Here is a 25,928-nt window from a genome sequence, read left to right on the forward strand (position 1 = left end):
CGGAGAGAGCAATGATTGTTCTTGGTTTGACCGCTTCGCTGATGGCCGGCATGACGCTCGCTGCCTTCATGCTTCTATCCCGTCTCGAAGGGGCACGCGGCAGGGCCGCCTCCCGCGTCCTTTAATCATCCCAAATCGAGACGGATGCTGAGGTTTTCCGAGGCCGATACAGGGCAGCATCCCGCCATCTTTCTCGTCCGGCGGTAGCTAGCATTGGGCTTAATAGTTCCGTATTAAGCCTCAAGACCCGGCACCGAGATCCATCCGTTAATGTCCGATACTACCCAATCCCCAACAAACACCCAGAAACTTTCGCTGGGAGTGGCGCTTGCAATCATCTTCGGCGTGACGCTCTGGCGTGTGCTCATGCTGCTCGCCAACAGGACCGACCTCTTCGTCGACGAGGCGCAATACTGGTTCTGGGGACAGAATCTCGACTTCGGCTATTATTCCAAGCCGCCGATGATCGCCTGGGTCATCCGCTTCTTCAATACGATCTCGGGATCGGACTCGACCTTCTGGATCCGCCTGTCCGCACCGCTTTTCCATCTCGCGACAGCGCTTATGCTGATCTGCACGACGCGGCGGCTGTTCGATGACGAGACAGGGCGCGAGATCGCTCCCTGGGCCGGCGTCATTTTCATCACCCTGCCGGCTGCCTCGCTCTCGGCCGTGCTGGTGTCGACGGACACGATCCAGATCCTGTTCATCACGATCGCCATCTGGGCCTTCATCGGCTTGACCAAGCGCTCGTCCATTTCCGAAGCGCTGATCCTCGGCATCAGCCTCGGCCTTGCCTTCATGACGAAATACTCCGTGCTCTTCCTGTTGCCGGGGGTGGGCATTGCCATGCTGACGCTGCGCTCGGCGCGGATCGCCTGGCGGGACGTCGTCATCGCAGCTATCGTTGGCGCCATCGTCGTTGCGCCCAATCTCTGGTGGAACCTGACGCATGGCGCGGCGACCGTAAAGCATACCGAAAGCATTGCCCAATGGAGCACGGGCACTGGCGGAACGAGCCTGCTGAAGCATGTGCTCAACGGGCTCGAGTTCGCCGGGGCACAGTTCGGCGTCGTCGGACCGGTGGTGTTCTATGCTCTCTTGTGGGCGACATGGCGGCTGATCCGTGGACAGGGCGATGACAGGGAAAAGCTGCTGTTCTGGCTGTCCATGCCGGTGGTGATCCTGATCACGCTGCAGGCCCTCTTCGCCAAGGCCTATGCCAACTGGGCGGTTTCCGCCTATGCCGCGGGCACCATCCTCGCCGTCTTGCTGCTCTACCGGCTGACGAAGAAAGGGCTGATGACCTCCCTGATCATCGGGGCAGTCGTCGCCTTCGTCATTCCGGTGCTGACGGTCTTCGCTCTCGATATCAAATTGCCGAACGGCGATCTTGTGATGAAGCGCTATGTCGGCCGCAGCATCATAAGCCGGGAAATCGCCGATATCGCCACGACGGCAAAGACAACGGACATCGTATCCCCGGACCGCGATATCATCGCCGATCTCTTCTATACGCTGAAAGGGAAGCCATTCCGCATCTACGCCCGCAATTTCGGTGGCTTTCCCAAGAGCTATTACGAGCAGAATTTCTCTCTGCCTGCCGATGTGACCGGCCCGGTGCTGTTCGTCGACAACGATCCGATCACCTGCCCCGAGGGTCAGACCGAGCTCATCAAGAGCTGGTCGCCCCCCTTCGGCGACATGAAGGGCAAAACCCTCTATGCCTATCGCGTGCCGGCAAGCTGCCTGGCGCCGAAACCCTGATCCTTGAGCGGGGTAACGCGCGAAGAAATCGCACCGGGACGGTTGACCGGCTCGCACAAGTGCAGCATGACAGGCCGCACTATGAAGACGCTAGGCGTCCTGATATTATGACCGAACCGCCGGAATCCGAACCGGCAGAGGAATAAAGGCATCTTTTACCGTTGAGCCCGCTCGAATTCGGCGCCGCCGACAGCGAAGATAAGGACGACAGGACGCACCGCGCCGGAGCGCGCGTGATTGCCTCGCTGTTCCTCGCCTTCTTCGCCTATCTCGGGCTGGCACTTGGCGGCGGCATCAATCTTGCCGCTCGCTCGGATGCGGATGCACTTTCTTCCGGCAAGGATAATCAGCCGCTTTACCTTTCGCTGCGGGACCCGGTTCGCGGCATGGTGGTCGCCGATCGTACGGCTCTGCCGAAAGCCACCTGGCATGATATCGGGCCTGCCACACTCGCGGTCGCCCCATCGTTCCGAGTTCTCATCGATCTCTGGCAGCCGCGCGATCGCAGCGACGCCACGCAGCCTGAAATCCTGGCATTTAGCGCCTATCTCGCTCGCGCCCCGCCGGTTAGCCTCATCTGACAGGTTAACGCGCCCTTTGGCGCATTCCCCGACATGACCTACGTCCGCCAGCGGCCCGACCGCCGGCATAAGTGTATTTCCAAGGATAATACCCATGCGCACTTCACCATGGCTGGTGGCACTCTACTCGGTGATCATCGTGCTTGGCTTTCTCATCGCCTTGCCGAACGTCCTTCCGCAGTCCGCTCTCAGCAAAGTCCCAAACTGGCTACCGCATAGCCAGGTACCCCTCGGCCTCGACCTTCGCGGCGGCTCCTATCTCGTCCTCGAAGTCGACGAGAAGGACCTGACCAACGGTCGGCTGCAATCGCTGCAGCAGGATTCGCGCCGCGTTCTGCGCGACAAGAACATCCAGACCCGCTCGATCGTGCGCAACGGCAACCAGGTCGTCGTAACGCTGACCGATCCCACACAGAGCGGCGATGCGGTGACGCAGCTGCAGACGCTTGCCAACACGGTCACCTCAGGCCTCTCCGCCGGGCAGTCCGACCTGACGATCGCCCCGAACGGCGGCACGATCACCATGTCCTTCTCGCAGGCCGGCATCGCCAGCAATGTCGATTCCGCCGTCCAGCAGAGCCTTGAAGTCATCCGCAAGCGCGTCGACCAGGTGGGCGTTGCCGAACCGACGATCCAGCGTGTTGGCCCGAACCGCGTTCTCGTGCAGCTTCCGGGCGCTCAGGATCCCTCGCGTCTACGCGAGCTTCTCGGCTCGACTGCGAAGATGTCCTTCCACCTGCTTGCCGACAATGCCGACCCGAACAATCCCGGTCCCGGCGTCACCATCCTCAAGGATGAGCAGGGCAACAGCTATCCGGTTCTCGACCGTATCGAACTGTCCGGCGACCGTCTGACCGACGCCCGCGTCAGCTTCGACCCGAACACGCATGAGCCGCTCGTCACCTTCCGCTTCGACAGCGCCGGCGCCAACCGCTTTGCGGAAATCACCCGCGAAAATGTCGGCAAGCCTTTCGCCATCGTGCTCGACAACAAGGTGCTGAGCGCGCCGAATATCCGCGAGCCGATCACCGGTGGTTCGGGCCAGATTTCCGGCAACTTCACCGCCGACAGTGCCACCACGCTTGCAGCCCTGCTGCGCGCGGGTGCGCTTCCCGCCAAGCTGACGGTCATCGAAGAACGCACCGTCGGCGCCGACCTCGGCGCCGATGCGATCCAGAAGGGCATCTATAGCGGCCTGGTCGGCTTCGTCCTGGTTGCCGCCTTCATCTTCGTGCTCTACGGCACCTGGGGGATCCTCGCGAATGTGGCACTGCTCATTCACACGGTCCTGACCTTCTCGGCCCTGACGCTGGTTGGCGCCACCTTGACGCTGCCCGGTATCGCCGGCATCGTGCTTGGTATCGGCCTTGCGGTTGATGCCAACGTTCTCATCAACGAGCGTATCCGCGAAGAAACCCGCAAGGGCCGCGGCGCCTTCGCCGCCATCGATAACGGCTTCAAGAAGGCGTATTCGACGATTATCGACGGCAACATGACGGCCCTGATCGCGGCCGCCATCCTGTTCTACTTTGGCTCCGGCCCGGTTCGCGGTTTTGCCGTGACCATGGGTCTCGGCCTCATTATCTCGATGTTCACCTCCGTCGCCTTTGTGCGTGTCGTGATGATCGCCATCACCCGTCGCCGCAAGTTCAAGGTGATCAACATCAGGCCGCTGATCCCCTTCAGCCCCTATGACAAGCACATCCAGTTCATGAAGGCCCGCTTCTTTGGCATCACCGTCTCGGCGATCCTGTCGCTCGCTTCGGTCGTGCTGTTTTTCCATCCAGGCCTCAACTACGGTGTCGATTTCCGCGGCGGCATCCAGATGTCGGTCAAGACCAAGGACGCGGCCGATTTGTCGACCTTCCGCGAGGGTCTGAACACGCTCGGCCTCGGCGAAATTGCGCTGCAGTCCTTCGGCGATAACAACAGCCTTCTCGTCCGTGCCCAGCGCCAGGACGGCGGCGAAGAGGCGCAGACTGCCGCGGTGACCAAGCTCAAGGCGGAAATCGTCAAGATCGACCCGACCGCGACCATCGAAGGCACCGACGTCATCGGACCGAAGGTCTCGGGCGAGCTTGCCTGGGCCGGCATCCTGTCGGTCGTGATCGCCAGCCTGGCGATGCTCGTTTATATCTGGGTGCGGTTCGAATGGCCGTTTGCGGTTGGCGCCATCGTCACGCTGGTACTCGACGTTACCAAGGCGATAGGCTTCTTCGCGATCACCGGCCTCGATTTCAACCTTACGGCCATCGCCGCGATCCTCACACTTGTGGGATATTCGGTGAACGACAAGGTCGTGGTCTATGACCGCATGCGTGAAAACATGCGGCTCTACAAATCGATGCCGCTGCGCGAGATCATCGACAGGTCGATCAACGAGACCCTGGCGCGAAGCCTCTATACCAACGCCACCGCCTTCCTGGCGCTGGTGCCGATGGCGATCTGGGGCGGTAGCGCCGTCTCCAGCTTCGCGATCCCGATGGTGTTCGGCATACTTGTCGCCGGCGCCTCGTCGATCTTCATCGCAGCGCCGATCCTGCTCTTCCTCGGCGACTGGCGCCGTCGCCATGCCAAGCCCGCTGCCAACGATGCGGCACCGACAGACGGCAAGTCGACCAAGGGCAACAAGCAGATCCCTGCTGCCGAATAAGCTCTGAATTGATTAAAAAAGGACATGCCCGGTCACCGGGCATGTCCGCCGGCTACCCTGAGAAATGGGGCCGTTCTACGAAATGGACGGCATATGCAGCGGCAGCCCCGGACGCGGCGCCGTTATCTTTTCAACGACACCATTTTCCTGCTCGCTGGCGAGCAAATGCTTGCCATCGACGGTGAAGGCGATATTGCCCGGCCGTGTGCCGTTCGTGCGGATATGGCCCGCCATTTTACCGTCTACATCGACAAGCGAAATCTCACCCAGCCCATACATGGCGCAATAGAGTGTGCCGCTGCGATCGAAGGCAAGACCGGACGGTCCGCGCAGTACGTTTATGGCAGGCGATGTCATCGACTGGGCAAAAAGCTCCTGCCGGCCGCCGATGATCTGGCGGTGGATTTTTCCGGTTAGCGTCTCGCTGTAGTAAAGCAGTCCATCGGCATCGAAAGCCAGGCCGCTGGCAAGCAGCAGCCCCGCGGCCAGGACCCTGATGACCCTGCCCTCGGCAGGATCGATCTGATAGACACAGCCATTATAGGCCGCCTTGAAGAAATCGGGATGAATATGGCCGCCTTCGAGCAAGTCGTCGAGACGGATGCCGGAATCGGTCATGTAAAGCAGGCCGTCAGGCCCGAAGGCGAGAGCATTGGGATGAAGGAACGGACCATCGGCGCTGCCTTCGATCACCTGCAGCACACGTCCCTGCGGCGACACGCGGACAAGGGAATTCTCCGGACCGTCGGCGACCCAGAAGCATCCGTCTCCGTCGATCGCAATCCCGGTCGGGCTCCCACCGATCCGGCAAATTTCCTGATAAGCGCCGCTTGTGTCGAAAAGTTTCAGACAGCGACGGCTCGCATCCATCTCCACGAGCGCAAAGCGCCCGTCCGACAAAGCCACCAATCCGCTAGGCAGACGCAGCCCAGTGGCAATCGTTTCGTTCATGTTCTGAAGCCTTCATTCTACGCACTACGCGAATCCCCAAAAACTCAAATTGCCGCGCCAAAATGATACATAAGCACGAAGAAAGTCATTTTCGAGCCGGCCTCTGGCGAATCCGGATAAGATTATTGCGCGAAAGGTCACATCTGCGTGCAGATCGGCCAAGCTTGACACGCTTGAGCGATTCGGAACATCCATAGAACGTCCGGATCATTTCGCCCATGCGATTCGTCGCGGATTGCGCCTGGCGCCCTTCATCCGACGCATCGGGAGAGTTCATGACCGCCGCCTATCTGGAAAAGCTGAACCCGGAGCAGCGACTTGCAGTCGAGCACGGCACGACGACGGGCAACGGCCATGTCGCCGGACCGTTACTCGTCATTGCCGGGGCCGGTTCGGGCAAGACGAATACGCTTGCCCATCGCGTCGCGCATCTGATCGTCAAGGGCGCCGATCCACGCCGCATCCTGCTGATGACCTTCTCACGCCGCGCCGCCGCCGAAATGGGCCGCCGTGTCGAACGGATATGTCGCGAAGTGCTCGGCACCAATGCGGGCGTCACTGCCGATGCCCTTGCCTGGAGCGGCACGTTCCATGGCATCGGCGCGCGGCTTCTGCGGGATTATGCCGAGCAGATCGGTCTCGACCCGGCCTTCACCATCCATGACCGCGAAGACAGCGCCGACCTGCTGAACCTCGCGCGCCACGATCTCGGATTTTCCAAGCTGGAAAGCCGATTTCCGACCAAGGCGACATGCCTTTCCATCTATTCTCGGTCGGTCAATTCGGAAGCGCCGCTTGCCGAGATGCTGCGCGACTTCTTTCCGTGGTGCGCCACCTGGGAGCCACAGCTGCGCGATCTCTTCGCCGCCTATGTCGAAGCCAAGCAGGCACAGAATGTGCTCGATTACGACGACTTGCTGCTCTACTGGGCGCATATGCTGCAGGAGCCGCTGATCGCCGAGGACATTGGCAGCCGTTTCGACCATGTGCTCGTCGACGAATATCAGGACACCAACCGGCTGCAATCGTCGATCCTGCTGGCCCTGAAACCGGACGGCCATGGGCTCACCGTCGTCGGTGACGATGCACAGTCGATCTATTCCTTCCGTGCGGCGACGGTGCGCAACATTCTCGATTTCCCGCAAGCCTTCACGCCGGCGGCCGACATAGTGACGCTCGACCGCAACTACCGCTCGACGCAGCCGATCCTTGCCGCCGCCAATGCCGTGATCGACCTTGCCTCGGAGCGCTTCACCAAGAACTTGCGCACCGAACGCCAAAGCGTCGAGCGTCCCCGGCTGGTAACGGTGCGCGACGAAAGCGATCAGGCGCGTTACGTCGCCGATCAAGTGCTGGAAAATCGCGAGGGCGGCGCCAGGCTGAAGCAGCAGGCGGTATTGTTTCGTACCTCAAGTCACAGCGGACCACTGGAAGTGGAGCTCACCCGTCGCAACATTCCCTTCGTCAAATTCGGCGGGCTGAAATTTCTCGACAGCGCCCATGTCAAGGACATGCTGGCGGCGCTGCGTTTCGCCCAGAACCCGCGCGACCGGGTGGCGGGTTTCCGGCTGATGCAGCTCTTGCCTGGCGTCGGCCCCTCCACAGCGCAACGCGTGCTCGACCAGATCGGCGAAGCGGCAAGCCCGATCACGGCGCTCACCGAGCTTCCACCCCCACCCCGCACCGGAGACGACTGGGCTGCATTCGTGGAGACGATGCGCGAGGTCAAAAGCGGCAAGGCGGGATGGCCGACGGAAATCGGGCTGGTGCGGCAATGGTACGAGCCGCATCTCGAACGTGCGCATGAAGACGCCGCGACACGCCAGGCGGACCTTGTCCAGCTTGAGCAGATCGCCGCCGGCTACGGCTCGCGCGAACGCTTCCTCACCGAACTGACGCTCGATCCACCTGACGCCACCAGCGACCAGGCCGGCGTGCCTTTGCTCGACGAGGACTATCTGATCCTGTCGACCATCCATTCGGCCAAGGGTCAGGAATGGACGAAGGTCTTCATCCTCAATGCCGTCGACGGCTGCATCCCCGCCGATCTCGCTGTCGGATCATCGGCTGAGATCGAGGAGGAGCGGCGGCTGCTTTATGTTGCCATGACGCGGGCAAAGGACAATCTCGATCTCGTCATCCCGCAGCGGTTCTTCGTCCACGGCCAGCATGCGCAAGGCGACAAGCATGTCTTCGCCTCGCGCACGCGCTTCATCCCAGCGACCTTGTTGCAATTCTTCGAAGTCTGCGGCTGGCCTCAGGCAAAGGCAGAGAGTCCCGCCGCCATTCGGGCGCGGCAGGTGCGTGTCGATGTGGGCGCACGCATGCGGGGCATGTGGCGCTAGCTTCGATCAGCTTCCCGAAACATCTCGATGATGGCGGAGAAATCGCGGCCGCCATTGCCGAGTTTATCGAACAGGCCGAAAAGTTGTGCGGCTTCAGCACCCAACGGCGTCGACGCGCCGCTGGACAAAGCCGCCTCCTGCGACAGGCGGAGATCCTTCAGCATCAATGCCGCCGAAAAACCGGGCTTGTAGTCGTTGTTGGCCGGCGAGGTCGGCACGGGTCCCGGCACCGGGCAATAGGTGTTGATCGACCAGCATTGGCCGGACGAGGTCGAGGCGACATCGAACAAGGCCTGATGCGAGAGGCCGAGCTTTTCTCCGAGCACGAAGGCCTCGCAGACGCCGATCATCGAAATGCCGAGGATCATGTTGTTGCAGATCTTCGCCGCCTGCCCTGCTCCGGCATCGCCGCAATGGACGATCTTGCGGCCCATCACCTCGAGCAACGGCTTGGCCGCCGCAAAACTTTCCGGGGAGCCGCCCGCCATGAAGGTCAGCGTGCCCGCCGCCGCGCCACCTGTGCCGCCCGAGACCGGCGCGTCGAGCGATAGGCAACCAACTTGCCCTGCCATGACGTGAGCCGTGCGGGCACTATCGACATCGATGGTGGAGCTGTCGATCAGCAGCGTCCCCTTCGGCACGGAGCGGAGGATATCCGTCCAGACGGTGAGGACATGCTGGCCCTTGGGCAGCATGGTGACGACCACTTCGGCCTCCGCCAAGGCTTCCGTCAGCACGTTCGCCGCCTTGATGCCCGCCGCCTCGGCGGCCTTGAGCATGTCATGCGAGAGATCGTAACCGATGACGGCGTGGCCGGCCTTGACCAGATTGGCGGCCATCGGCCCACCCATATTGCCGAGGCCGATGAATGCGATCCGTGTCATGATTTTCTCCTCCCATGATCCATTATGCTGCGAAAAGCGGCGGTTGCGCCGGCACGAAGAAGCGATCGATACTCTCCACCGTCACCTCCGCAAGGCCGGCGGCGACCATTTCGGGTTGCGGTCCTTGTCGATGACAGCGGCGCGCACGCCTTCGTAAAAATCAGGATTATACAATATGCCCATGCAGGCGCCGAGTTCACGATCGAGGCATTCCGCAAGATTTGCGCTCGCACGGCCCGCGCGTAGCAGCCGCAGCGTCAGCTTGAGGCTAGTCGGCGAACGGCTGGCGATCACGCCGGCAGTTTCGGCGGCGAATTCTCCAGGTTCCTGCCCCAAAGCCTGCAGAATGCCTTCCACCGTATCCCCGGCGAAGGCGCGATCGATCAGGTCACGATTGATCGCAAGCCGGCTCTCACCGGCATGCGTTGCAACGGTTTCGATCAGGGCATGCACGTCCTGAGTTGAGGCCTGAGCAGGCAGCGCCGCGATGGTATCCTCCAATGCAGGCAGCGCAGAGGATGCAACATAGTGATCGGCGAAACCCGCGTGCAATGCGTCAGCCGCATCGATGGGAAGGCCCGCCAGCCCCATCCAGGTGCCGGCCTCGCCCGGTGCGCGTGGCAGGAGCCAGGTGGCGCCGACATCGGGGAAATAGCCGATGCCGGTTTCCGGCATGGCGAGGCGCGTGCGCTCGGTCACGACACGATGGCTGCCATGCGCCGAGAGGCCGACGCCGCCGCCCATGGTGATACCGTCCATAAGCACGACATAGGGTTTGGGATAGCGTGAAATGGCATGGTTGAGCAGAAACTCGTCGCGCCAGAAGGTTTCGGCCTCGTCCGAGCCATCCTTGCCGCTCTGGTGCAGCAGGCGGATATCGCCTCCCGCACAGAGGCCGCGCTCACCCTCGCCTTTGACGATGACACTGGCAATCGCGGGATCGGCGGCGAAATCCTCAAGGGCCAAGGCTATGGCCCGTACCATCGGCAGCGTCAGGCTGTTCAGCGCCTTTGGCCTGTTAAGGCTGATGATGCCCGCGGAACCTCGCCGCTCGATGATCACCTCGTCCGTGCCGCTCATGCAAATCTCCTCCTCTTGCTCTCCTCTATCAATAGGCGCTCAGCGGTTGTCGGCAAGGATCATCTCTGCGGCTTTTTCGGCAATCATGATCGTTGGCGAATTTGTGTTGCCTGATGTGATCGACGGCATGACCGAGGCGTCGGCAATCCGGAGCCCTGACAGGGCGCGCAGACGCAGGCGCGGATCAACAACGCTTTGCGGATCGCCGCCCATCCGGCATGTGCCGACTGGATGGAAAATCGTCGTGCCTATTTCGCCGGCCGCGCGCTCCAGATCTGCGTCCGTCTGATAGGACGGTCCAGGCTTGAACTCCTCCGGCCTGAACTTGACGAAAGAAGGCTGCGCCACGATCCGCCGCGTCAGGCGGATGGATCGCATGGCAATCTCCTTGTCGCGCGGAGCGGAGAGATAGTTCGGGCTGATCGCCGGCTGCATGGCAAAATCGGGGCTGCCGATATGCACGGAGCCGCGGCTTTCCGGCCTCAGATTGCAGACGCTGGCGGTGATGGCCGGAAAGGGATGGACTGGATCGCCGAACTTGTCTAGCGAGACGGGCTGCACGTGATATTGCAGATCCGGCGTTTCCTTGTCCGGTCCGGAGCGGGTGAAGATGCCGAGCTGGCTCGGCGCCATCGCCATCGGACCCGAGCGGCGGATCAGATATTCGAGGCCGATTGCTGCCTTGCCCAGGAGTTTCGTCGCCTTCTCGTTCAAGGTGGGAACGCCTGTTACCTTGTAGGCCAGGCGAAGCTGCAGATGATCCTGCAGGTTCTCGCCGACCGCCGCGACCTCGCGCGTAACCTCGATACCGGCCTTGCGCAACACGTCGCCCTGGCCAATGCCCGAGAGTTCGAGGATCTGCGGAGAGCCGATGGCACCGGCTGACAACACGGTCTCCTTGTTGGCATAGGCGCGCTTCGTCACGCCGTCATGCTGAAACTCGACGCCGGTCACGGCATCGCCCTCGATGATCAGGCGGCGGACCTGCGCCTTAGTCCAGACGGTCAGATTACCCTTCTTCAGTGCCGGTCGCAGGAAAGCTTTGGCGGTATTCCAGCGGATGCCGGAACGTTGGTTGACATCGAAATAGCTCGATCCCTCATTGTCGCCACGATTGAAATCGACCGTTTCGGGAATCCCTGCCTCACGGGCCGCCGCCTGGAAGGCATCGAGCACTGCCCAGCGCACACGCGCCTTTTCGACCCGCCATTCGCCGCCGGCGCCATGCATCTCGTCCTTGCCCCGGTAGTGATCCTCGGACTTGGTGAAATAGGGCAGCACGTCTTCCCAGCCCCAGCCGGCGCAGCCGAGCTGGCGCCAGAGATCATAGTCGCGCGCCTGGCCGCGCATGTAGATCATGCCGTTGATGGAGGAGGAGCCGCCGAGCACCTTGCCACGCGGGTAGCTGAGCGACCGGCCGTTCAGCCCCGCCTCGGGCGTCGTGGTGAAGCACCAGTCGGTACGGGGATTGTTGATGCAATAGAGATAGCCGACCGGGATATGGATCCAGTGGTAATTGTCATTGCCGCCCGCCTCCAACAGCAAGACCCTGTTGTTGCGATCGGCCGAGAGCCGGTTGGCAAGCACGCAACCGGCGCTGCCGGCACCTATGATAATGTAGTCGAAGCGATCCATAGTCAAAACTCGTCGGTTCCCGCTCCCGCCTGCGGGAGAGAGTTAGGGTGAGAGGGTATGAAGGTTCGGCAAGTCTAGGCTTTTCGATCAATGTCGAAACAGCCGTCATCCGCCCTTCGGCATCTTCTCCCCGCCCTCAGGCAAGCGCTGGATGGGGAGAAGCAAAGGCAAAGCAATCAACGGCGATATTCAAATCCCAGTTTTCGTCCCAACCGCGACGCGTATAATTCGCCGACCACGCCGCGGCGGAAGAGAAGGACGCAAACCATGAAGACGATGCCGGTGATGATGGTGACCGGGAATTCCGACAGCGCGAGATAGTTTTCCAGCGTTGCTATGAAACCCGCGCCAAAAAGCGGACCGATCAGCGTGCCGATGCCGCCGAGAAGGGTCATCAGGATCACCTCGCCCGACATCTGCCATGCGACGTCGGTCAGCGTCGCGAACTGGAAGACCAGCGCCTTGACCGCACCCGCAAGACCCGCCAGCGCCGCCGACATGACGAAAGCGCCGAGCTTGTAGTGCGCCACGGAATAGCCGAGCGAAATCGCCCGCTGCTCGTTTTCGCGGATCGATTTCAGGATCATGCCGAAGGGCGAATTGATGAAGCGCCAGGTGATCACAACGCCGATCAGGAACACGGCGAGGACAAAGTAGTACATGTTGAAGGAGTTGCTGAGGTCGAGGATGCCGAAGAGATAGCCGCGCGGTACCGACTGTATGCCATCTTCACCCTGTGTGAATTCCGCCTGCAGGCAGAAGAAATAGAACATGTAGGACAGCGCCAGCGTGATCATGGCGAAATAGATGCCCTGCCGGCGGATCGCGACAAAGCCCATGACGAGGCCGAGCAATGCCGCACCGGCAACACCGATGAGGATGCCCAGTTCCGGCGGCACGCCCCATTGCTTCACTGTATAGGCCGTGAAATAGGCGGCTCCACCGAAGAAGGTGGCATGACCGAAGGACAGCAGCCCGGCATAGCCGAGCAGCAGATTGAAGGCGCAGGCGAAGAGCGCGAAGCAAAGCACCTTCATCACGAAGATCGGGTAGATGAAGAACGGCGCCCAGATCAGCCCGATGACGCCGAGAACAAGCAATAGTTTCTGCGCCGAGAACCTCTGGCGGCGCCTGGATCCCAATGTGGTTAGATCGACCATCTCACGCATCCCGACCGAAGAGGCCCGCGGGCCTGATGAGCAGCACGATCGCCATGATCACGAAGATGACGATATTCGACGCTTCCGGATAGAAGACCTTGGTCAGGCCCTCGGCAATCCCGAGCATATAGCCAGTGACGATCGCGCCCATGATCGACCCCATGCCGCCAACGACGACCACGGCGAAGACGATAATGATCATATTCGATCCCATCAGCGGCGAGACCTGGTAGATCGGCGCAGCCAGCACGCCGGCAAAGGCCGCGAGTGCAACGCCGAAACCGTAGGTCAGCGTCAGCAGCACGGGGACGTTGACGCCGAAGACCTGGACAAGGGTGGAGTTTTCCGTCGCCGCACGCAGATAGGCACCGAGCTTGGTTTTTTCGATCAGAAGCCAGGTGCCGATGCAGACGATCAGCGAGGCGATGACCACCCAGCCACGATAAACAGGCAGGAACATGAAGCCGATGTTCCGGGCGCCCGCCAGCTCGGCAGGAACCGCATAGGGCTGGCCGGAGGAGCCATAGAAATAACGGAACGTGCCTTCGATGGTCAGCGCCATGCCAAAGGTGAAGAGCAGGCCGTAGAGCGGATCGATCTTGTAGAGCTGGCGCAGGCATAGCCTCTCGACCACCGCTCCGAACAGCCCGACGATCAGCGGCGCCAGGATCAAGGCCGGCCAGTAGCCGATGCCGCCATAGGCAAGCAGCAGATAGGCGGTGAAGGCGCCGAGCATATAGAGCGCGCCATGGGCAAAATTGATCACCCGCAGCATGCCGAAGATGATCGCCAGCCCCAGGCTCAGCAGCGCATAGAAGGAGCCGTTGATGAGGCCGATGAGCAATTGTCCGAGAAGGGCCTGGGCGGGGATACCGAATATCGTCATCATGGTTCAGACCCCCAGCACTTTGTGCAGCATGTCCATGCGCTCGGGCAGTTCGCCGACCGGAAATTCCGAAACCATCTGGCCATGATCCATCACGTAGAAGCGGTCTGCAATGCGGCTGGCAAAGCGAAAATTCTGCTCGACCAGCAGGATGGTCATGCCACGCGCCTTCAGTTTCTGCAGGACGTCGCCGATGCGCTGGACGATGACAGGTGCAAGACCTTCCGTCGGCTCGTCGAGCAGCATCATGCGCACACCGGTGCGCAAGATGCGGGCCATGGCGAGCATCTGTTGCTCGCCGCCGGAGAGCTTGGTGCCGGGACTGTTGCGGCGCTCATGCAGGTTCGGAAACAGCTCGAAAATCTCATCAACCGTCATACCGCCCGATGCCACCACCGGCGGCAGCATGAGGTTTTCATGGACGCTGAGCGTCGAGAAGATGCCGCGCTCTTCCGGCACGAAACCGATGCCCTTGTGGGCCGTCTTGTGCAAGGGCACCTGCATCATGTCCGTACCGGCAAAGGCGACCTTGCCCTTGCGGGTACGGACGATGCCGACGATGGTGCGCAATGTCGTCGTCTTGCCGACACCATTGCGGCCGAGGATGGTAATGGTTTCGCCCTCGCCCACCCGCATGTCGACGCCATGCAGGATGTGGCTTTCGCCGTACCAGGCATTGAGACCCTGAACCTCAAGCAACGCCGCCATCGTCAAGCTTCCTCCGTGCCCATATAGGCTTCCCGGACGCGCGGGTCGCTGCTGACAGTGGCGTAGTCGCCCTGGGCCAGGATCTCGCCGCGCTGGAGCACGGTGACATGATGGCAGATATCGGCGACAACGGAGAGATTGTGCTCCACCATGAGCACGGCCCTGTCACGCGCCACATCGCGGATGATGGCGGAGACTGTGTTGACATCTTCCAGCCCCATGCCGGCCATCGGCTCGTCCAGCAGCAGCACTTTGGGGTCGAGCGCCAGGGTCGTCGCGATCTCAAGCACGCGCTTGCGGCCATAGGAGAGATCGGCGGCGATGGCATCGCGCTCCTTGGAAAGACCGACCGAGGCGAGGAGTTGCTCGGCGCGGGCATTGAGGCTGTCGAGCGCCGAAATCGGACGCCAGAATTGATGAGCAAGATCGCTCGTCCGCTGCAGGGCGACACGCACATTGTCGAGGACGGTGAGGTGCGGAAAAACAGCCGATATCTGGAAGGAACGCACGAGGCCCATGCGGGCGACCTTGTCCGGTCTCGTGCGGGTAATATCCGTTCCGAGCAGCGTGATCGTGCCGTGCGTCGGCTGCAGGAACTTGGTGAGCAGGTTGAACACCGTCGTCTTGCCGGCGCCATTGGGTCCGATCAAGGCATGGACCTGGGCATGATGCACATCGAGATCGACATTCTTGACGGCGGTGAAGCCGCCGAAATCGCGGCGGAGGCCTCGGGCGGATAACACCGCCCGAGGCTCTTCAGTTTGATGTGTCGCTGGAATCGCCATAAGCCGGCTGCAACCTTATTGCTTGACGAGATCGCAACCGCTCTTGGCCGGATCGATATAAGCTTCCTTGCCAGGAATGGTCGCCAGCACGTTGAAGTAATCCCACGGCTCCTTGCTCTCTTCCGGCTTCTTGACCTGGAGCAGATACATGTCGTGGATCATACGGCCGTTGGCGCCGACCGTGCCGCCGCGACCGAAGAAATCGTCGACGGGCATTTCATGCAGTTCCTTGGCGACGGCCTCGGTATCGTCCGTGCCGGCCTTCTGCACGGCCTTCAGATATTGCATAACGGCGGAATAGGTGCCGGCATGGACCATGTTCGGCATCTTGCCGGTGCGGGCGAAGAAGCGTTTGCCAAATTCGCGGCTCTTGTCGTCGAGGTTCCAGTAGTAGCCTTCCGTCAGCGTCAGGCCCTGCGCCGCCTGCAGACCAAGACCGTGGACTTCCGCCAGCGTGAAGAGAAGCGCTGCCAGATGCTGGCCGCCCTGGGTGATGCCGAATTCGGAGGCCTGCTTGATGGCGTTTGATGTATCGAGGCCGGCATTGGCAAGGCCGATAACCTTGGCGCCTGAGGACTGCGCCTGCAGCAGGAAGGACGAGAAATCGTTCGTCGACAGCGGATGGCGAACGGAGCCAAGGATCTTGCCGCCGCTTGCCTTGACATAATCCCCGGTCTGCTGCTCCAGCGAATAGCCGAAGGCATAGTCTGCCGTCAGGAAGAACCAGGTGTCGCCACCCTGCTTGACCAATGCACCACCGGTGCCGACGGCCAAGGCATGCGTGTCATAGGCCCAATGGAAGCCATAGGGCGAGCACTGCTTGCCGGTCAGATCCGATGTCGCCGCACCGGTGACGATATCGATCTTCTTCTTCTCCTTGGCAACGGCCTGCACGGCCAGCGCCACCGAAGACGTCGTCAGTTCCATGATCGCATCGACCTTGTCCTGGTCGTACCACTGGCGGGCGATGTTGGAGGCAATATCCGGCTTGTTCTGATGGTCGGCGTCGACGATCTCGATCGGCACGCCCAGAACCTTGCCGCCAAAATCCTCGGCGGCCATCTTGGCAGCCTCCACCGACGACTTGCCGCCAAAATCGGCATAGACGCCGGACTGGTCGTTCAGGATGCCGATCTTCACGACACCATCGGACGCGCCGGCGGCTAAGGCCGCGGTGCTGGTTGCAAGCAGAAACGCCAGGGATGCAATAAGACTCTTTCGCATATCCTCTCCTCCCAGAGATTTGGCAAAACAGATCTGTTCAAAATTGGCCAGTCGACTTCCTCAAAACGACTTTCCCGTGCCCGTAGGATCAAGGAAATCACGCGTTGACGCAAGTCGCGATTGCAACTAATTGCAAACAAGGTCTGTTCATTTTTGAACAGAGGGGGAGATATGAAGGTCACGCCGCATTTTACCTGGGACGATCTGCAGTTCTTCCTCGCGGTGGCGCGCACGGGGCAGCTTTCGACCGCGGCCCGACAGTTGCGCACCAGCCATGCCACCGTTTCGCGCCGCATCGACCGGTTGGAATTCGCCTTGAAGGTCAAGCTCTTCGAACGCAATCCCCGCGGCTACATGCTAACGGGCATGGGTCAGCGCTTCATCGAGACGGCCGAGCGCATGGAGCTGGAAACAGAACGCCTAAGGGCGGATCTGTCAACGGGATCAGCGGCGCAGCGCGGTGTCGTGCGCATCAGTGCGCCAGAGGGCTTTTCCAACTTCTTCTTCACCGGCGTATTGCCGGAATTTACCGCCAGACATCCCAATATTTCGCTGGAACTGATCACCATCCAGCAGATCATGTCGCTTTCACGCAAGGAGGCCGACATCGTCGTCGTGCTGGACCCGCCGAAGGCCGGCCCCTATTTCACCGAGAAGCTGACCGACTATCATCTGCAGGTCTATGGTTCGCGAGATTACCTCGCTCGGCATCCAGCCATCGAAAGCCGTGACGAACTGCCCGATTTTGCCTTCATCAGCTATATCGAGGATATGATCTTCGCGCCGGGACTGGACTATCTCGGCGATGTCCATCCACGCATCAAGCCGCACTTCCAGAGCTCGAGCATCTTCGCGCAGTTGACGGCGACGAAGAACGGGCTGGGACTATGCGTGCTGCCATTTTTCATCGCCGGCAAGCATCCGGATCTGCAAGTCGTGCTGCCGCAGGAGGTGGATCTGAGACGCCATTACTGGATTACATGCCACCGCGACCTGCGCCAGTCGCCGCGGGTGCGCACCGTCATCGATTTCGTGGCGGAAGCCGTGCGCAAAAACGCGCCGGCCTTTCTCGGGCCCTGGAGGGCTACGGATAACTGACGGTGCCGCCCTTGCCGGTCAGATGCTCGGGGCGGCGAAGACCTTTTTCAGTCCTCCGGCATCGAAGCCAGAGCGCTGGGCAAGACGAAGCTCCCAATCCAGCGACGAGCGGACGATCGTTTCGAGATTATTGTGTTTTGGTGTCCAACCCAGCTCGCGATGGGCAAGCGTTGCATCGGCAATAACACTCGCCGTATCGCCGGGCCGGCGCGGGGCGATGTGGATGCGGAAGGCGCGACCATGCACGCGCATCACCATGTTCAGCACATCGAGCACGGAATAGCCCGAGCCATAGCCGCAATTGGCAACCAACGACCTGCCGCCGCTGCGCAGATGCCGCAAAGCCAGCAGATGCGCCTCGGCGAGATCGCTGACGTGAATATAGTCTCGCACGCCCGTGCCATCATGCGTCGGGTAATCGGTGCCGTAGATATCCACCTGCCGACGGCGGCCAAGTGCTGCCTCGCAGGCAACCTTGACGAGATGGGTGGCGCCCTCGCTCGACTGGCCGGCACGCCCTTCCGGATCGGCGCCGGCAACATTGAAATAGCGCAGCGCCACATAACCGAAATCATAGGCCGCCGCCGCATCGCGTAGCATCAGCTCAGACATCAGCTTGGATTGGCCATAGGGAGATTCCGGGCACAGCGGCGCGTCCTCACCGACCGGCCTGTCCGCCGGTTGCCGGCCATAGACGGCAGCCGTCGAGGAAAAGACGAAATGACGGATACCTGCCCTGACGGCGGCGCTCATCAGAATGCGGGTCTTGCCGGTATTGTTTTCATAATAGGCGAGAGGATCCTCAAGCGAGGTCGGAACGACGGCGGAACCGGCGAAATGGATGATGGCGTCGATGTCATTTTCGGCAAAGATCGTCTGCAGCAGCGCTTCATCGGCGACATCGCCGAGATAGAAGCGGGCAGCCGGCGGAACCGCCCAGCGGAAGCCGGTGGACAGACGGTCGATGACCACCACCTCCTCGCCCGCATCCAGCAATTTCCAGACCATGTGACTGCCGATATAACCGGCTCCACCCGTCACCAACACCGTCATTCTTCGCGTCCCCGCCAAGTCCTATCGGCGATATATGAGGCCGCGCTACTTGCCAATTTGGTTAAAACGGAAAGGCGGGCGGGTGAAGATTGGTGGAATGGTTAGGATAGTCTTTCGCGGATCGATTGTATTTTACGGGTCGGGTGCGCGATGGCTTTTGCAACGAGTTTGGAGAGTGCGCACCCCCCTCTGTCACTGTCGTGACATCTCCCCCACATGGGGGGAGATTGTTGGGAGTTTGCCGCCCTCCTACACGAACAACGAGCCTCGGCTTCAGCAGATGCGATATTGGTTTATTGGAAGAGGCTGCCGCGAGTTTCCAATCTCCCCCCTTGTGGGGGAGATGTCCCGAAAGGGACAGAGGGGGGTGACAGAGGTTCGGCAAACATAGGATGCCTTTTGACCCGAGCCTATGCGTTTACGTCGAGAAGAGCGACCGCTTCTACAAACTCAAGATATACCGGCTCAACCGTTCGGCCGCATCCGCCACCTTGGCCGGGTCGCGCAGGAAGCAGGCGCGCATGAACAGCTCGCCGCCTTCCCCGAACGCCGTTCCGGGCGCCAGGCCGACGCCCGTCTTGTCGACGATGTCGATCGCGGCCTTGCGGCTGTCGGTGACGCCATCGATCTTCAGGAAGGAATAGAGCGCCCCATCCGGCTTCAGCGTCTGCACGCGATTGGTGGCGATCAAAGCGTCGCAGAGAATGTCACGCGAGCGGGTGGCCTTGGCGATATTGGAACGGACGAAATCATCGCCCTCGTTCAACGCCGCGACCGCGCCCCGCTGCATGAATTGCGCCACGCCTGAGGTGGAATATTGCACGAGATTTTCGATCACCTGCCCAAGTTCGGCAGGGGCAACAATCCAGCCGACGCGCCAACCGGTCATCGACCAATTCTTAGAGAAGGAATTGACGAACAGGATCTTGTCGTCGGCTTCCTTGGCATCGAGGAAGCTCGGCGCCCGGCCGCCGGCATAATAGTACAGAGCATAGATCTCGTCGGCCATGATCCAGAGATCATGCTTGCGTGCCAATGCCAGAATATCAATCAGGTCCTGGCGGGTTGCCGTCCAGCCGGTCGGGTTCGATGGTGTGTTGATGAACAGACCCTTGGTCTTCGGCGTGATCGCCGCTTCCAGCCGCTCGAAATCAAGCGACCACTTGCCATTGTCGAATTGCAGCGGCACGCCGACAGAGCGGGCACCGGCAATCTCCAGAGCCGCTGCGATATTCGGCCAGGCCGGCGTCAGATAGACCATCTCGTCGCCGGGCGAGGTGATCGCCTGCACGGACAGCTGGATCGCCTGCATGCCCGAGCCGACAACATAAAAATTCTCCATTGGCAGGGACGTGCCGAAATGCCGGCCATAGTAATCGGCAAGCGCCTGGCGCAATTCCGGAATGCCGCGTTGCCAGGTGTAGAAGGTTTCGCCGGCATTGAGCGAGGCCACGGCGGCGCGATTGATGAAATCCGGCGTCGGCAGATCGCCCTCGCCGACCCAGAGCGGCAAAAGGCCTTCGCGGCCGCGGGCGTAATTCACCACTTCGACGATCCCGCTTTCGGGCGCTGCAAGCGCACGCGGGCTGAGGCTGTTCAGTATTGGCATGCAAAAAGTCTCCGGTTTCTGCTTTCATAAAGCAGAGCGGCGGACAAATCCCATGACTTTGCCTTAGCGAATGATCGATTTTCGTGATGCATAAAGCCCCGATCCTTGGGGGATCGAGGCTTCTAATAGATTAAATGAAGCGTGTCAGCGTTTCGCGAGAAGATCGCGGATTTCCGTCAGCAGCTGCACGTCGGCCGGCGGCGGTGCTGCTTCGGCGATCTTGTCGTCCTTGCGTTCGACTTGGGCGCGGAGCGCATTCACACCCTTGACCATCAGGAAGATGATCCAGGCGAGAATGAGGAAATTAATCAGGACTGTGATGAAGCTACCGTAGGCGAGAACCGCACCCTGGGCGCGGGCCGCAGCAAGCGTCGGCGCGTTGACCCCCGAGGCGAGACCGATGAAGTAGTTCGAGAAATCGAAGCCGCCGAAAATAGCACCGACGATCGGCATGATGATATCATCAACCAACGATTTCACGATGCCACCGAAAGCGCCGCCGATGATCACGCCGACCGCGAGATCCATGACGTTGCCTTTAGCGATAAATGCCTTGAATTCATTAAGCATGGAGCAGTCCCCTTCGCGTTGCCGTTGAATTCACTATTGGTGATTTGCACCATCTTTTTCCTTATTTTTCAATAGTAAATTGGCTGAATGCCCCGTTCCGGCACGCATATCCCACGGCAATTGCCTTTTTGGCACCTTAAAAGTGCAGAGACGGAGCTGCTCCTTCGTCAGTCGCGGGCAACGCTACCAAGGGCGCTCGGCATAGGCCTGGACGGTTCTCAGGTGAGTCGCCCGGTGTCAGCGACCATGCTTCAAGCCCCCGGCAGGCCCTTCGGCATCACCTTTGCGATCAGTCCCGGAACGTAGCCCGTGTCAGGCAGGCAGTCGAAAAGAATACGATAGATGATCGGCGAGATAACGTGATCCATCAGCTCCTCCAACGTCGGAAAGGGCTCGCCGCATTTCTCCGCCCGCGCGATGAAAACGCCAAGCTGATAGCGCGTATAGGTGCCGCATTTCTCCGCATTTGCACTGTCGGCTGCCGCAAGAATGTCGCGCAGCATCTGCCGCCCGACGCCAGAGGCCATCTCATCGGCATATTGCTCGACCCAGGCCTCCAGATCTTGGCGAGCGCTGCCGATCGTGGCGGGCTCGCCTTCCTGCTGCAGGCGCGCGGCGGCGACGTCGGCCAGGAGCTCCTGAAGATCGCCCAGCGGCGATAGATCGTCGACGGCGTGACATTGGCGCGCTGCGCGATCAATGGGATCGTCACATCGGCGCGATCCATCGTTGCAAGCATGTTGCGGACGGATTGATGCACGGCGGCCTGCACTCTGGCACTGCGCCCGCCGGGGCGGGGATTTTCTCTGTAGCCCATACGTCTTTGCCAATCTTTCCCTTTTGCTGATAGCGAATGACCGTCGGTTATTCACTAACGCAAATTATTTGCTTTTATGCATCAAGCGACCTATATCCACCTAACGCAATCTTTTAGCTTTAGGCAGGATATAATCGATGAGCGAGTTCGATTCCACCGCCGGCACGCCGATTTCATCGGCCAGACGCCTGGCGCCGTCCTACTATGCTGCGACCAGCGCACTGTTTCTGGCCGCCTCATCCGCGCCGACGCCGCTCTATCCCCTCTATCAGCGGGCCTTTGACTTCTCGCCGGTGCTGCTCACCATCATCTTCGCCGTTTATGCCTTCTCGCTTCTCGCCGCGCTGCTTATCGTCGGTTCGCTGTCCGATCATCTCGGCCGTCGCCCGGTGATCTTCGCGTCAATCCTCCTCAATATGGTGGCGACGGCGCTGTTTTTAATGGCTAAGGGTCCGGATTGGCTGATTGCCGCCCGCATCGTACAGGGCTTTGCAACGGGTACGGCGGTAAGCTCTGTCGGCGCCGCCCTTGTCGATCTCGATCCGATCAGGGGATCGATCACCAACAGTCTTGCACCGCTTGCCGGCATGGCGATCGGCGCGCTCGGCACGAGCCTGCTGATCCAATTTGCGCCGGCGCCGACCGTGCTCGTCTACATCGTCACACTTGTTCTGCTCGCGTTGCAAGCCGTTCTGCTCTGGCTGATGCCGGAGACCACGGTCCGGCGCGCCGGTTTGCTAGCGTCGCTGAAGCCGCAAGTCGCGGTTCCCCAACAAGTGCGCCGGACACTGCTGGCGCTGACGCCGATCAATGTCGCCGTCTGGGCACTCGCCGGCTTTTATCTGTCGCTGGTGCCCTCAGTGGTCCGTGCGACGACGGGCAGCGTCGCGCCGCTGGTCGGCGGCTCCGTGGTCGCGGCCCTGACGATCAGCGGTGCGGCAGCCGTTTTCCTGCTGCGCAAGAAATCCGCCACCACGATCATGAGGTTCGGCATACCGAGCATGACGCTCGGCATACTGACCGTCATCGCCGGCATGCATGCGGCCGAGGTATCGATTCTCGCCCTCGGAACCCTGATTGCCGGGGCGGGCTTCGGGGCGGCCTTCCTCGGCACGGTCAGAAGCATCATGCCGCTGGCGAAGCCCGACGAACGCGCCGGGCTGCTTTCGGCCTTCTACATCCAGAGCTATCTCGCCTTCAGCGTGCCCGCCATCCTCGCAGGCTTTCTCTCGAAGGCACTCGGATATGCCGAGGCCGCCGATATCTATGCGGCAGCAATCCTTCTGCTCGTCGGCTGGGGCGTGCTGGCATTACGCGCCAGCCGGGAGAAGCCTTTAAGTGTTGCGTAAAAATACGCTTACGGTTTCAATCCCAATTCGGCGAGGCCGCTGCCATCCATCGCAAACGGCACCGACGTATGCTCGTGAACGATCTTCCACGTGCCGGCCTCTTTTCTGAGGCCAAGCGTCTGGCGGAACCAGAGGTCGACTTGGAAACCATCGGTTTTCCTGCCAGTCATGTGCACAAGGCCGGTCCAAAAGGCGACGGTGCCACCGACCGTCAGCCTGACATCAACGGCATCGCCGCCGATCGGCCCGTCCCAGGTCGAAAACCAGCTTTCTAAACCACCGGCACCCTTGCCCTTGTGCGCTAGGGGTGCCGCCAGGGTGAAGCTGACGATATCGTCGCTCAGATGTTCGACAACGCCTGCCGCATCCTTGCTGCCGAGGGCGGCCGCCCAGCTTGCCAGCACCATGCCGATGGCCTCGGCCTCGCCGTGATTGCCGATGATCTCCGTCATGTCATTCTCCTTGGTTTGATGGACTGACCAGAGGACGAACGGAAAGGGCCGCTCCCGACAGGAGCGGCCCAATATTTGCTGTCAGCGATGGAGTACTGCCTCAAGCGGCCTTTTCGACGCGATAGGGATCGAAGCGGCCGTAGAAGGTTTCGCCCTTTGCGGCCATGTCCTTCAACAACGCCGTCGGCTTGAAATGCGGGCCATAGGCAGCCGCCAGCTTTTCGCAGAGATCGACGAAGGTCTTGGCGCCCATGCCGTCGATGTAGGATAGCGCGCCGCCGGTGTAGGGGGCAAAGCCGAAGCCGAGGATGGAGCCGACATCGGCTTCGCGCGGATCGGTGACGATACCCTCTTCGATGGTGCGGGCCGCCTCGAGCGCGATGGTGACGAGGAAGCGCTGCTTCAGCACGCCGACATCGACGTCATCGGCCTTCTTCTGCGGGTAGAGTTCCCTAAGGCCGGGCCAAAGCGACTTTTTGGCCGGCTTCGGCGGATAGTCGTAGAAGCCCTTGGAATTCTTTCGGCCCAGACGGCCCTCGCCTTCAACAAGACCGCTGACCAGCTGCATATGACGCGGGTCGACAGCCTTCTCGCCGAGATCGGCAACGGTCGCCTTGAGGATCTTGTAGGACAGATCGATGGCGACTTCGTCATTGAGCGCCAGCGGGCCGACAGGCATGCCGGCCATCTTGGCGGCATTCTCGATCATCGCCGCAGGCACGCCTTCGATCAGCATGTCATAGGCTTCGTGGATATAGCGGAAGACGCAACGATTGACGAAGAAGCCGCGCGTGTCGTTGACGACGATCGGCGTCTTCTTGATGGCGGCGACGTAGTCCAGCGCGACGGCAATGGCGCGGTCGCCCGTTTCCTTGCCGAGGATGACTTCGGTCAGCATCATCTTCTCGACCGGCGAGAAGAAATGGACGCCGATGAAGTCCGCCGGGCGCTTGGAATTCTTCGCAAGACCGGTGATCGGCAGCGTCGAGGTGTTGGAAGCGAAGATGGCCGTTGGCGGCAATACGGCTTCGACAGCCTCGATCACAGCCTTCTTGACTTCGCGATCCTCGAACACGGCTTCAATGACGAGATCTGCATCCTTCAAATCGGAATAGTCAGCCGAAGGCGTGATGCGCGAAAGCAAAGCAGCGCCCTCGTCTTGCGTCATTCTTCCCTTACCAATCGAATCCTTGACCAGACCTTCGCCGACGCCCTTACCCTTGGTCGCGGCTTCGATATCGCGATCGATCAGCGTGACCGGGATGCCGGCGGCTGCGGTGACATAAGCGATGGAAGCACCCATGAAACCGGCGCCGACGACACCGACCTTCTTCAGCTCGGTCTTCGGCTGGCCTGCCGGACGGCGAGCGCCCTTGCCGAGCTCCTGCATGGAGATGAACAGCGAGCGGATCATCGAATAGGCTTCGGTAGTCTGCAGCACATGGGTGAAATAGCGCTGCTCGATCTTCAGGCCGGTATCGAAGGGGACCTGCAGGCCTTCGTAAACGCATTTGAGAATGGCGAGTGCGGCGGGATAATTGCCCGATGTCTCGCGGCGCAGGATGGCCGGTGCTGCCGGCCAGAGCTGGGCTGCGGCCGGCGTCCAGATGCCGCCGCCCGGCGCCTTGAAGCCCTTCTCGTCCCAAGGTGCCACAGGCTTCAACCCGTCCTTGATCATCTGCTTGGCGGCCGGAATCAGCTGATCCGGCTCGACCACCTGATGCACAAGGTTCATCGCCTTGGCGCGCGCCGCCCGTCAGCAGACTGGCCCGTGGTCATCATCTGCAAGGCGGATTGGGCGTCCGTCAGGCGCGAGACGCGCTGCGTGCCGCCAGCGCCGGGGAAGATGCCGACCTTGACTTCGGGCAGCGCGATCTTGACGCTCTTGGCATTGGAAGCGACGCGGCCGTGGCAGGCGAGCGACAGCTCGAAGGCGCCGCCCATACAGGTTCCGTTGATCGCCGAGACCCATGGCTTGCCGCAGGTTTCGAGCTTGCGGAAGAGGCCCGTCATGCGCCCCACAAGATTGAAGAGCTTCTGCGCGGCAGCAGTCGGGTCTTTCGCCTTCTCATCCTGATAGAGCGAGAACATCGACTTGATCATCGACAGATCGGCGCCGCCGGAGAAGGAGGACTTGCCCGAGGTGATGACCACGCCCTTGACGGCTGTATCGGCGACGGTCGCGTCGATGATCGCGTTCAACTCATCCATCACCTCGGCGGTGAAGACGTTCATGGACTTGCCGGGCATATCCCAGGTGACGAGTGCGATGCCGTCTGCGTCGGTCTCAACGGTGAAATTTGCGTAAGCCATTGCTTTCC

At 61.0% G+C, this 25,928-nt stretch carries 18 protein-coding genes and 3 pseudogenes; 6 read left to right on the forward strand and 15 right to left on the reverse strand.

What is annotated here, in order from left to right; translation table 11 throughout:
* Positions 1-270: 270 nt before the first annotated feature.
* The 3 genes from BSK43_RS06445 (at position 271) to secD (ending at position 5,001) form a co-directional block, all read left to right on the forward strand.
* On the forward strand, positions 271-1,767 hold the full coding sequence (locus BSK43_RS06445) for a glycosyltransferase family 39 protein (RefSeq protein WP_077468675.1): 1,497 nt from the start codon (positions 271-273) through the stop codon (positions 1,765-1,767).
* Between the two features lie 161 nt (positions 1,768-1,928).
* The gene (locus tag BSK43_RS06450) at positions 1,929-2,348 is read left to right on the forward strand and encodes a hypothetical protein (protein ID WP_077468674.1); all 420 of its coding nucleotides are present in this window, start codon (positions 1,929-1,931) and stop codon (positions 2,346-2,348) included.
* A 94-nt stretch (positions 2,349-2,442) separates the two neighbouring features.
* Complete coding sequence (gene secD / locus BSK43_RS06455; protein ID WP_077468673.1) at positions 2,443-5,001, forward strand: protein translocase subunit SecD; 2,559 nt, start codon at positions 2,443-2,445, stop codon at positions 4,999-5,001.
* Between the two features lie 75 nt (positions 5,002-5,076).
* On the opposite strand, the gene BSK43_RS06460 is transcribed toward secD, so the two are convergent.
* Positions 5,077-5,952: an SMP-30/gluconolactonase/LRE family protein gene (locus BSK43_RS06460; RefSeq protein WP_077468672.1), complete on the reverse strand. Its 876-nt coding sequence runs from the start codon at positions 5,950-5,952 to the stop codon at positions 5,077-5,079.
* Positions 5,953-6,227: 275 nt separating this feature from the next.
* On the opposite strand from BSK43_RS06460, the gene BSK43_RS06465 reads away from it, so the two are divergent.
* Positions 6,228-8,297, forward strand: a complete 2,070-nt coding sequence (locus tag BSK43_RS06465) for an ATP-dependent helicase (RefSeq protein ID WP_077468670.1) — start codon at positions 6,228-6,230, stop codon at positions 8,295-8,297.
* Here the strand turns inward: BSK43_RS06465 and mmsB are convergent.
* The 8 genes and pseudogenes from mmsB to BSK43_RS06505 form a co-directional block, all read right to left on the reverse strand.
* On the reverse strand, positions 8,294-9,181 hold the full coding sequence (mmsB, locus tag BSK43_RS06470) for a 3-hydroxyisobutyrate dehydrogenase (RefSeq protein WP_077468669.1): 888 nt from the start codon (positions 9,179-9,181) through the stop codon (positions 8,294-8,296). The genes BSK43_RS06465 and mmsB overlap by 4 nt on opposite strands.
* 22 nt (positions 9,182-9,203) lie before the next feature.
* Positions 9,204-10,261 (reverse strand): annotated as a pseudogene (locus tag BSK43_RS06475) (enoyl-CoA hydratase/isomerase family protein).
* 39 nt (positions 10,262-10,300) lie between these two features.
* Positions 10,301-11,896: a GMC family oxidoreductase N-terminal domain-containing protein gene (locus BSK43_RS06480; RefSeq protein WP_077468667.1), complete on the reverse strand. Its 1,596-nt coding sequence runs from the start codon at positions 11,894-11,896 to the stop codon at positions 10,301-10,303.
* Between the two features lie 176 nt (positions 11,897-12,072).
* Complete coding sequence (locus tag BSK43_RS06485; protein ID WP_077468666.1) at positions 12,073-13,056, reverse strand: branched-chain amino acid ABC transporter permease; 984 nt, start codon at positions 13,054-13,056, stop codon at positions 12,073-12,075.
* 1 nt (position 13,057) lies between these two features.
* Positions 13,058-13,945, reverse strand: coding sequence for a branched-chain amino acid ABC transporter permease (locus tag BSK43_RS06490; RefSeq protein ID WP_077468665.1), 888 nt, complete (start codon positions 13,943-13,945; stop codon positions 13,058-13,060).
* A gap of 3 nt (positions 13,946-13,948) precedes the next feature.
* Positions 13,949-14,650: an ABC transporter ATP-binding protein gene (locus BSK43_RS06495; RefSeq protein ID WP_077468664.1), complete on the reverse strand. Its 702-nt coding sequence runs from the start codon at positions 14,648-14,650 to the stop codon at positions 13,949-13,951.
* A gap of 2 nt (positions 14,651-14,652) precedes the next feature.
* Positions 14,653-15,435, reverse strand: a complete 783-nt coding sequence (locus BSK43_RS06500; protein WP_077468663.1) for an ABC transporter ATP-binding protein — start codon at positions 15,433-15,435, stop codon at positions 14,653-14,655.
* Between the two features lie 15 nt (positions 15,436-15,450).
* Positions 15,451-16,659, reverse strand: a complete 1,209-nt coding sequence (locus tag BSK43_RS06505; RefSeq protein WP_077468662.1) for an ABC transporter substrate-binding protein — start codon at positions 16,657-16,659, stop codon at positions 15,451-15,453.
* A 171-nt stretch (positions 16,660-16,830) separates the two neighbouring features.
* On the opposite strand from BSK43_RS06505, the gene BSK43_RS06510 reads away from it, so the two are divergent.
* Positions 16,831-17,757: a LysR family transcriptional regulator gene (locus BSK43_RS06510; protein ID WP_077468661.1), complete on the forward strand. Its 927-nt coding sequence runs from the start codon at positions 16,831-16,833 to the stop codon at positions 17,755-17,757.
* An 18-nt stretch (positions 17,758-17,775) separates the two neighbouring features.
* Here BSK43_RS06510 and galE read toward each other — a convergent pair whose 3' ends face one another.
* From galE to BSK43_RS06530, 4 genes and pseudogenes are all read right to left on the reverse strand, one after another.
* The gene (galE, locus tag BSK43_RS06515; RefSeq protein ID WP_077468660.1) at positions 17,776-18,810 is read right to left on the reverse strand and encodes a UDP-glucose 4-epimerase GalE; all 1,035 of its coding nucleotides are present in this window, start codon (positions 18,808-18,810) and stop codon (positions 17,776-17,778) included.
* Between the two features lie 442 nt (positions 18,811-19,252).
* The gene (locus BSK43_RS06520) at positions 19,253-20,419 is read right to left on the reverse strand and encodes a pyridoxal phosphate-dependent aminotransferase (protein WP_077468659.1); all 1,167 of its coding nucleotides are present in this window, start codon (positions 20,417-20,419) and stop codon (positions 19,253-19,255) included.
* Between the two features lie 144 nt (positions 20,420-20,563).
* Positions 20,564-20,989, reverse strand: coding sequence for a large conductance mechanosensitive channel protein MscL (gene mscL, locus BSK43_RS06525; protein ID WP_068397306.1), 426 nt, complete (start codon positions 20,987-20,989; stop codon positions 20,564-20,566).
* A 251-nt stretch (positions 20,990-21,240) separates the two neighbouring features.
* Positions 21,241-21,806 (reverse strand): annotated as a pseudogene (locus BSK43_RS06530) (TetR/AcrR family transcriptional regulator).
* Between the two features lie 137 nt (positions 21,807-21,943).
* On the opposite strand from BSK43_RS06530, the gene BSK43_RS06535 reads away from it, so the two are divergent.
* Positions 21,944-23,155: an MFS transporter gene (locus BSK43_RS06535; protein ID WP_077468657.1), complete on the forward strand. Its 1,212-nt coding sequence runs from the start codon at positions 21,944-21,946 to the stop codon at positions 23,153-23,155.
* Positions 23,156-23,163: 8 nt separating this feature from the next.
* Here the strand turns inward: BSK43_RS06535 and BSK43_RS06540 are convergent, their stop codons facing one another.
* Together BSK43_RS06540 and BSK43_RS06545 are read right to left on the reverse strand one after the other, a co-directional pair.
* A complete protein-coding gene (locus tag BSK43_RS06540; RefSeq protein ID WP_077468656.1) occupies positions 23,164-23,607 on the reverse strand; it encodes a nuclear transport factor 2 family protein in 444 nt (147 codons plus the stop codon).
* Between the two features lie 100 nt (positions 23,608-23,707).
* A pseudogene (locus tag BSK43_RS06545) lies at positions 23,708-25,920 on the reverse strand (3-hydroxyacyl-CoA dehydrogenase NAD-binding domain-containing protein).
* Positions 25,921-25,928 lie beyond the last annotated feature (8 nt).

The organism is Rhizobium sp. P44RR-XXIV, assembly GCF_001999485.2.
Lineage (GTDB): Bacteria > Pseudomonadota > Alphaproteobacteria > Rhizobiales > Rhizobiaceae > Rhizobium.

What these genes read in the sequence shown, in the direction of transcription:
- BSK43_RS06445 (WP_077468675.1), top strand. Translation starts at nt 271, where the DNA reads ATGTCCGATACTACCCAATCCCCAACAAACACCCAGAAACTTTCGCTG.
- secD (WP_077468673.1), top strand. Translation starts at nt 2,443, where the DNA reads ATGCGCACTTCACCATGGCTGGTGGCACTCTACTCGGTGATCATCGTG.
- BSK43_RS06460 (WP_077468672.1), bottom strand. Translation starts at nt 5,952, where the DNA reads ATGAACGAAACGATTGCCACTGGGCTGCGTCTGCCTAGCGGATTGGTG.
- BSK43_RS06465 (WP_077468670.1), top strand. Translation starts at nt 6,228, where the DNA reads ATGACCGCCGCCTATCTGGAAAAGCTGAACCCGGAGCAGCGACTTGCA.
- mmsB (WP_077468669.1), bottom strand. Translation starts at nt 9,181, where the DNA reads ATGACACGGATCGCATTCATCGGCCTCGGCAATATGGGTGGGCCGATG.
- BSK43_RS06480 (WP_077468667.1), bottom strand. Translation starts at nt 11,896, where the DNA reads ATGGATCGCTTCGACTACATTATCATAGGTGCCGGCAGCGCCGGTTGC.
- BSK43_RS06485 (WP_077468666.1), bottom strand. Translation starts at nt 13,056, where the DNA reads ATGGTCGATCTAACCACATTGGGATCCAGGCGCCGCCAGAGGTTCTCG.
- BSK43_RS06490 (WP_077468665.1), bottom strand. Translation starts at nt 13,945, where the DNA reads ATGATGACGATATTCGGTATCCCCGCCCAGGCCCTTCTCGGACAATTG.
- BSK43_RS06495 (WP_077468664.1), bottom strand. Translation starts at nt 14,650, where the DNA reads ATGGCGGCGTTGCTTGAGGTTCAGGGTCTCAATGCCTGGTACGGCGAA.
- BSK43_RS06500 (WP_077468663.1), bottom strand. Translation starts at nt 15,435, where the DNA reads ATGGCGATTCCAGCGACACATCAAACTGAAGAGCCTCGGGCGGTGTTA.
- BSK43_RS06505 (WP_077468662.1), bottom strand. Translation starts at nt 16,659, where the DNA reads ATGCGAAAGAGTCTTATTGCATCCCTGGCGTTTCTGCTTGCAACCAGC.
- BSK43_RS06510 (WP_077468661.1), top strand. Translation starts at nt 16,831, where the DNA reads ATGAAGGTCACGCCGCATTTTACCTGGGACGATCTGCAGTTCTTCCTC.
- galE (WP_077468660.1), bottom strand. Translation starts at nt 18,810, where the DNA reads ATGACGGTGTTGGTGACGGGTGGAGCCGGTTATATCGGCAGTCACATG.
- BSK43_RS06520 (WP_077468659.1), bottom strand. Translation starts at nt 20,419, where the DNA reads ATGCCAATACTGAACAGCCTCAGCCCGCGTGCGCTTGCAGCGCCCGAA.
- mscL (WP_068397306.1), bottom strand. Translation starts at nt 20,989, where the DNA reads ATGCTTAATGAATTCAAGGCATTTATCGCTAAAGGCAACGTCATGGAT.
- BSK43_RS06535 (WP_077468657.1), top strand. Translation starts at nt 21,944, where the DNA reads ATGAGCGAGTTCGATTCCACCGCCGGCACGCCGATTTCATCGGCCAGA.
- BSK43_RS06540 (WP_077468656.1), bottom strand. Translation starts at nt 23,607, where the DNA reads ATGACGGAGATCATCGGCAATCACGGCGAGGCCGAGGCCATCGGCATG.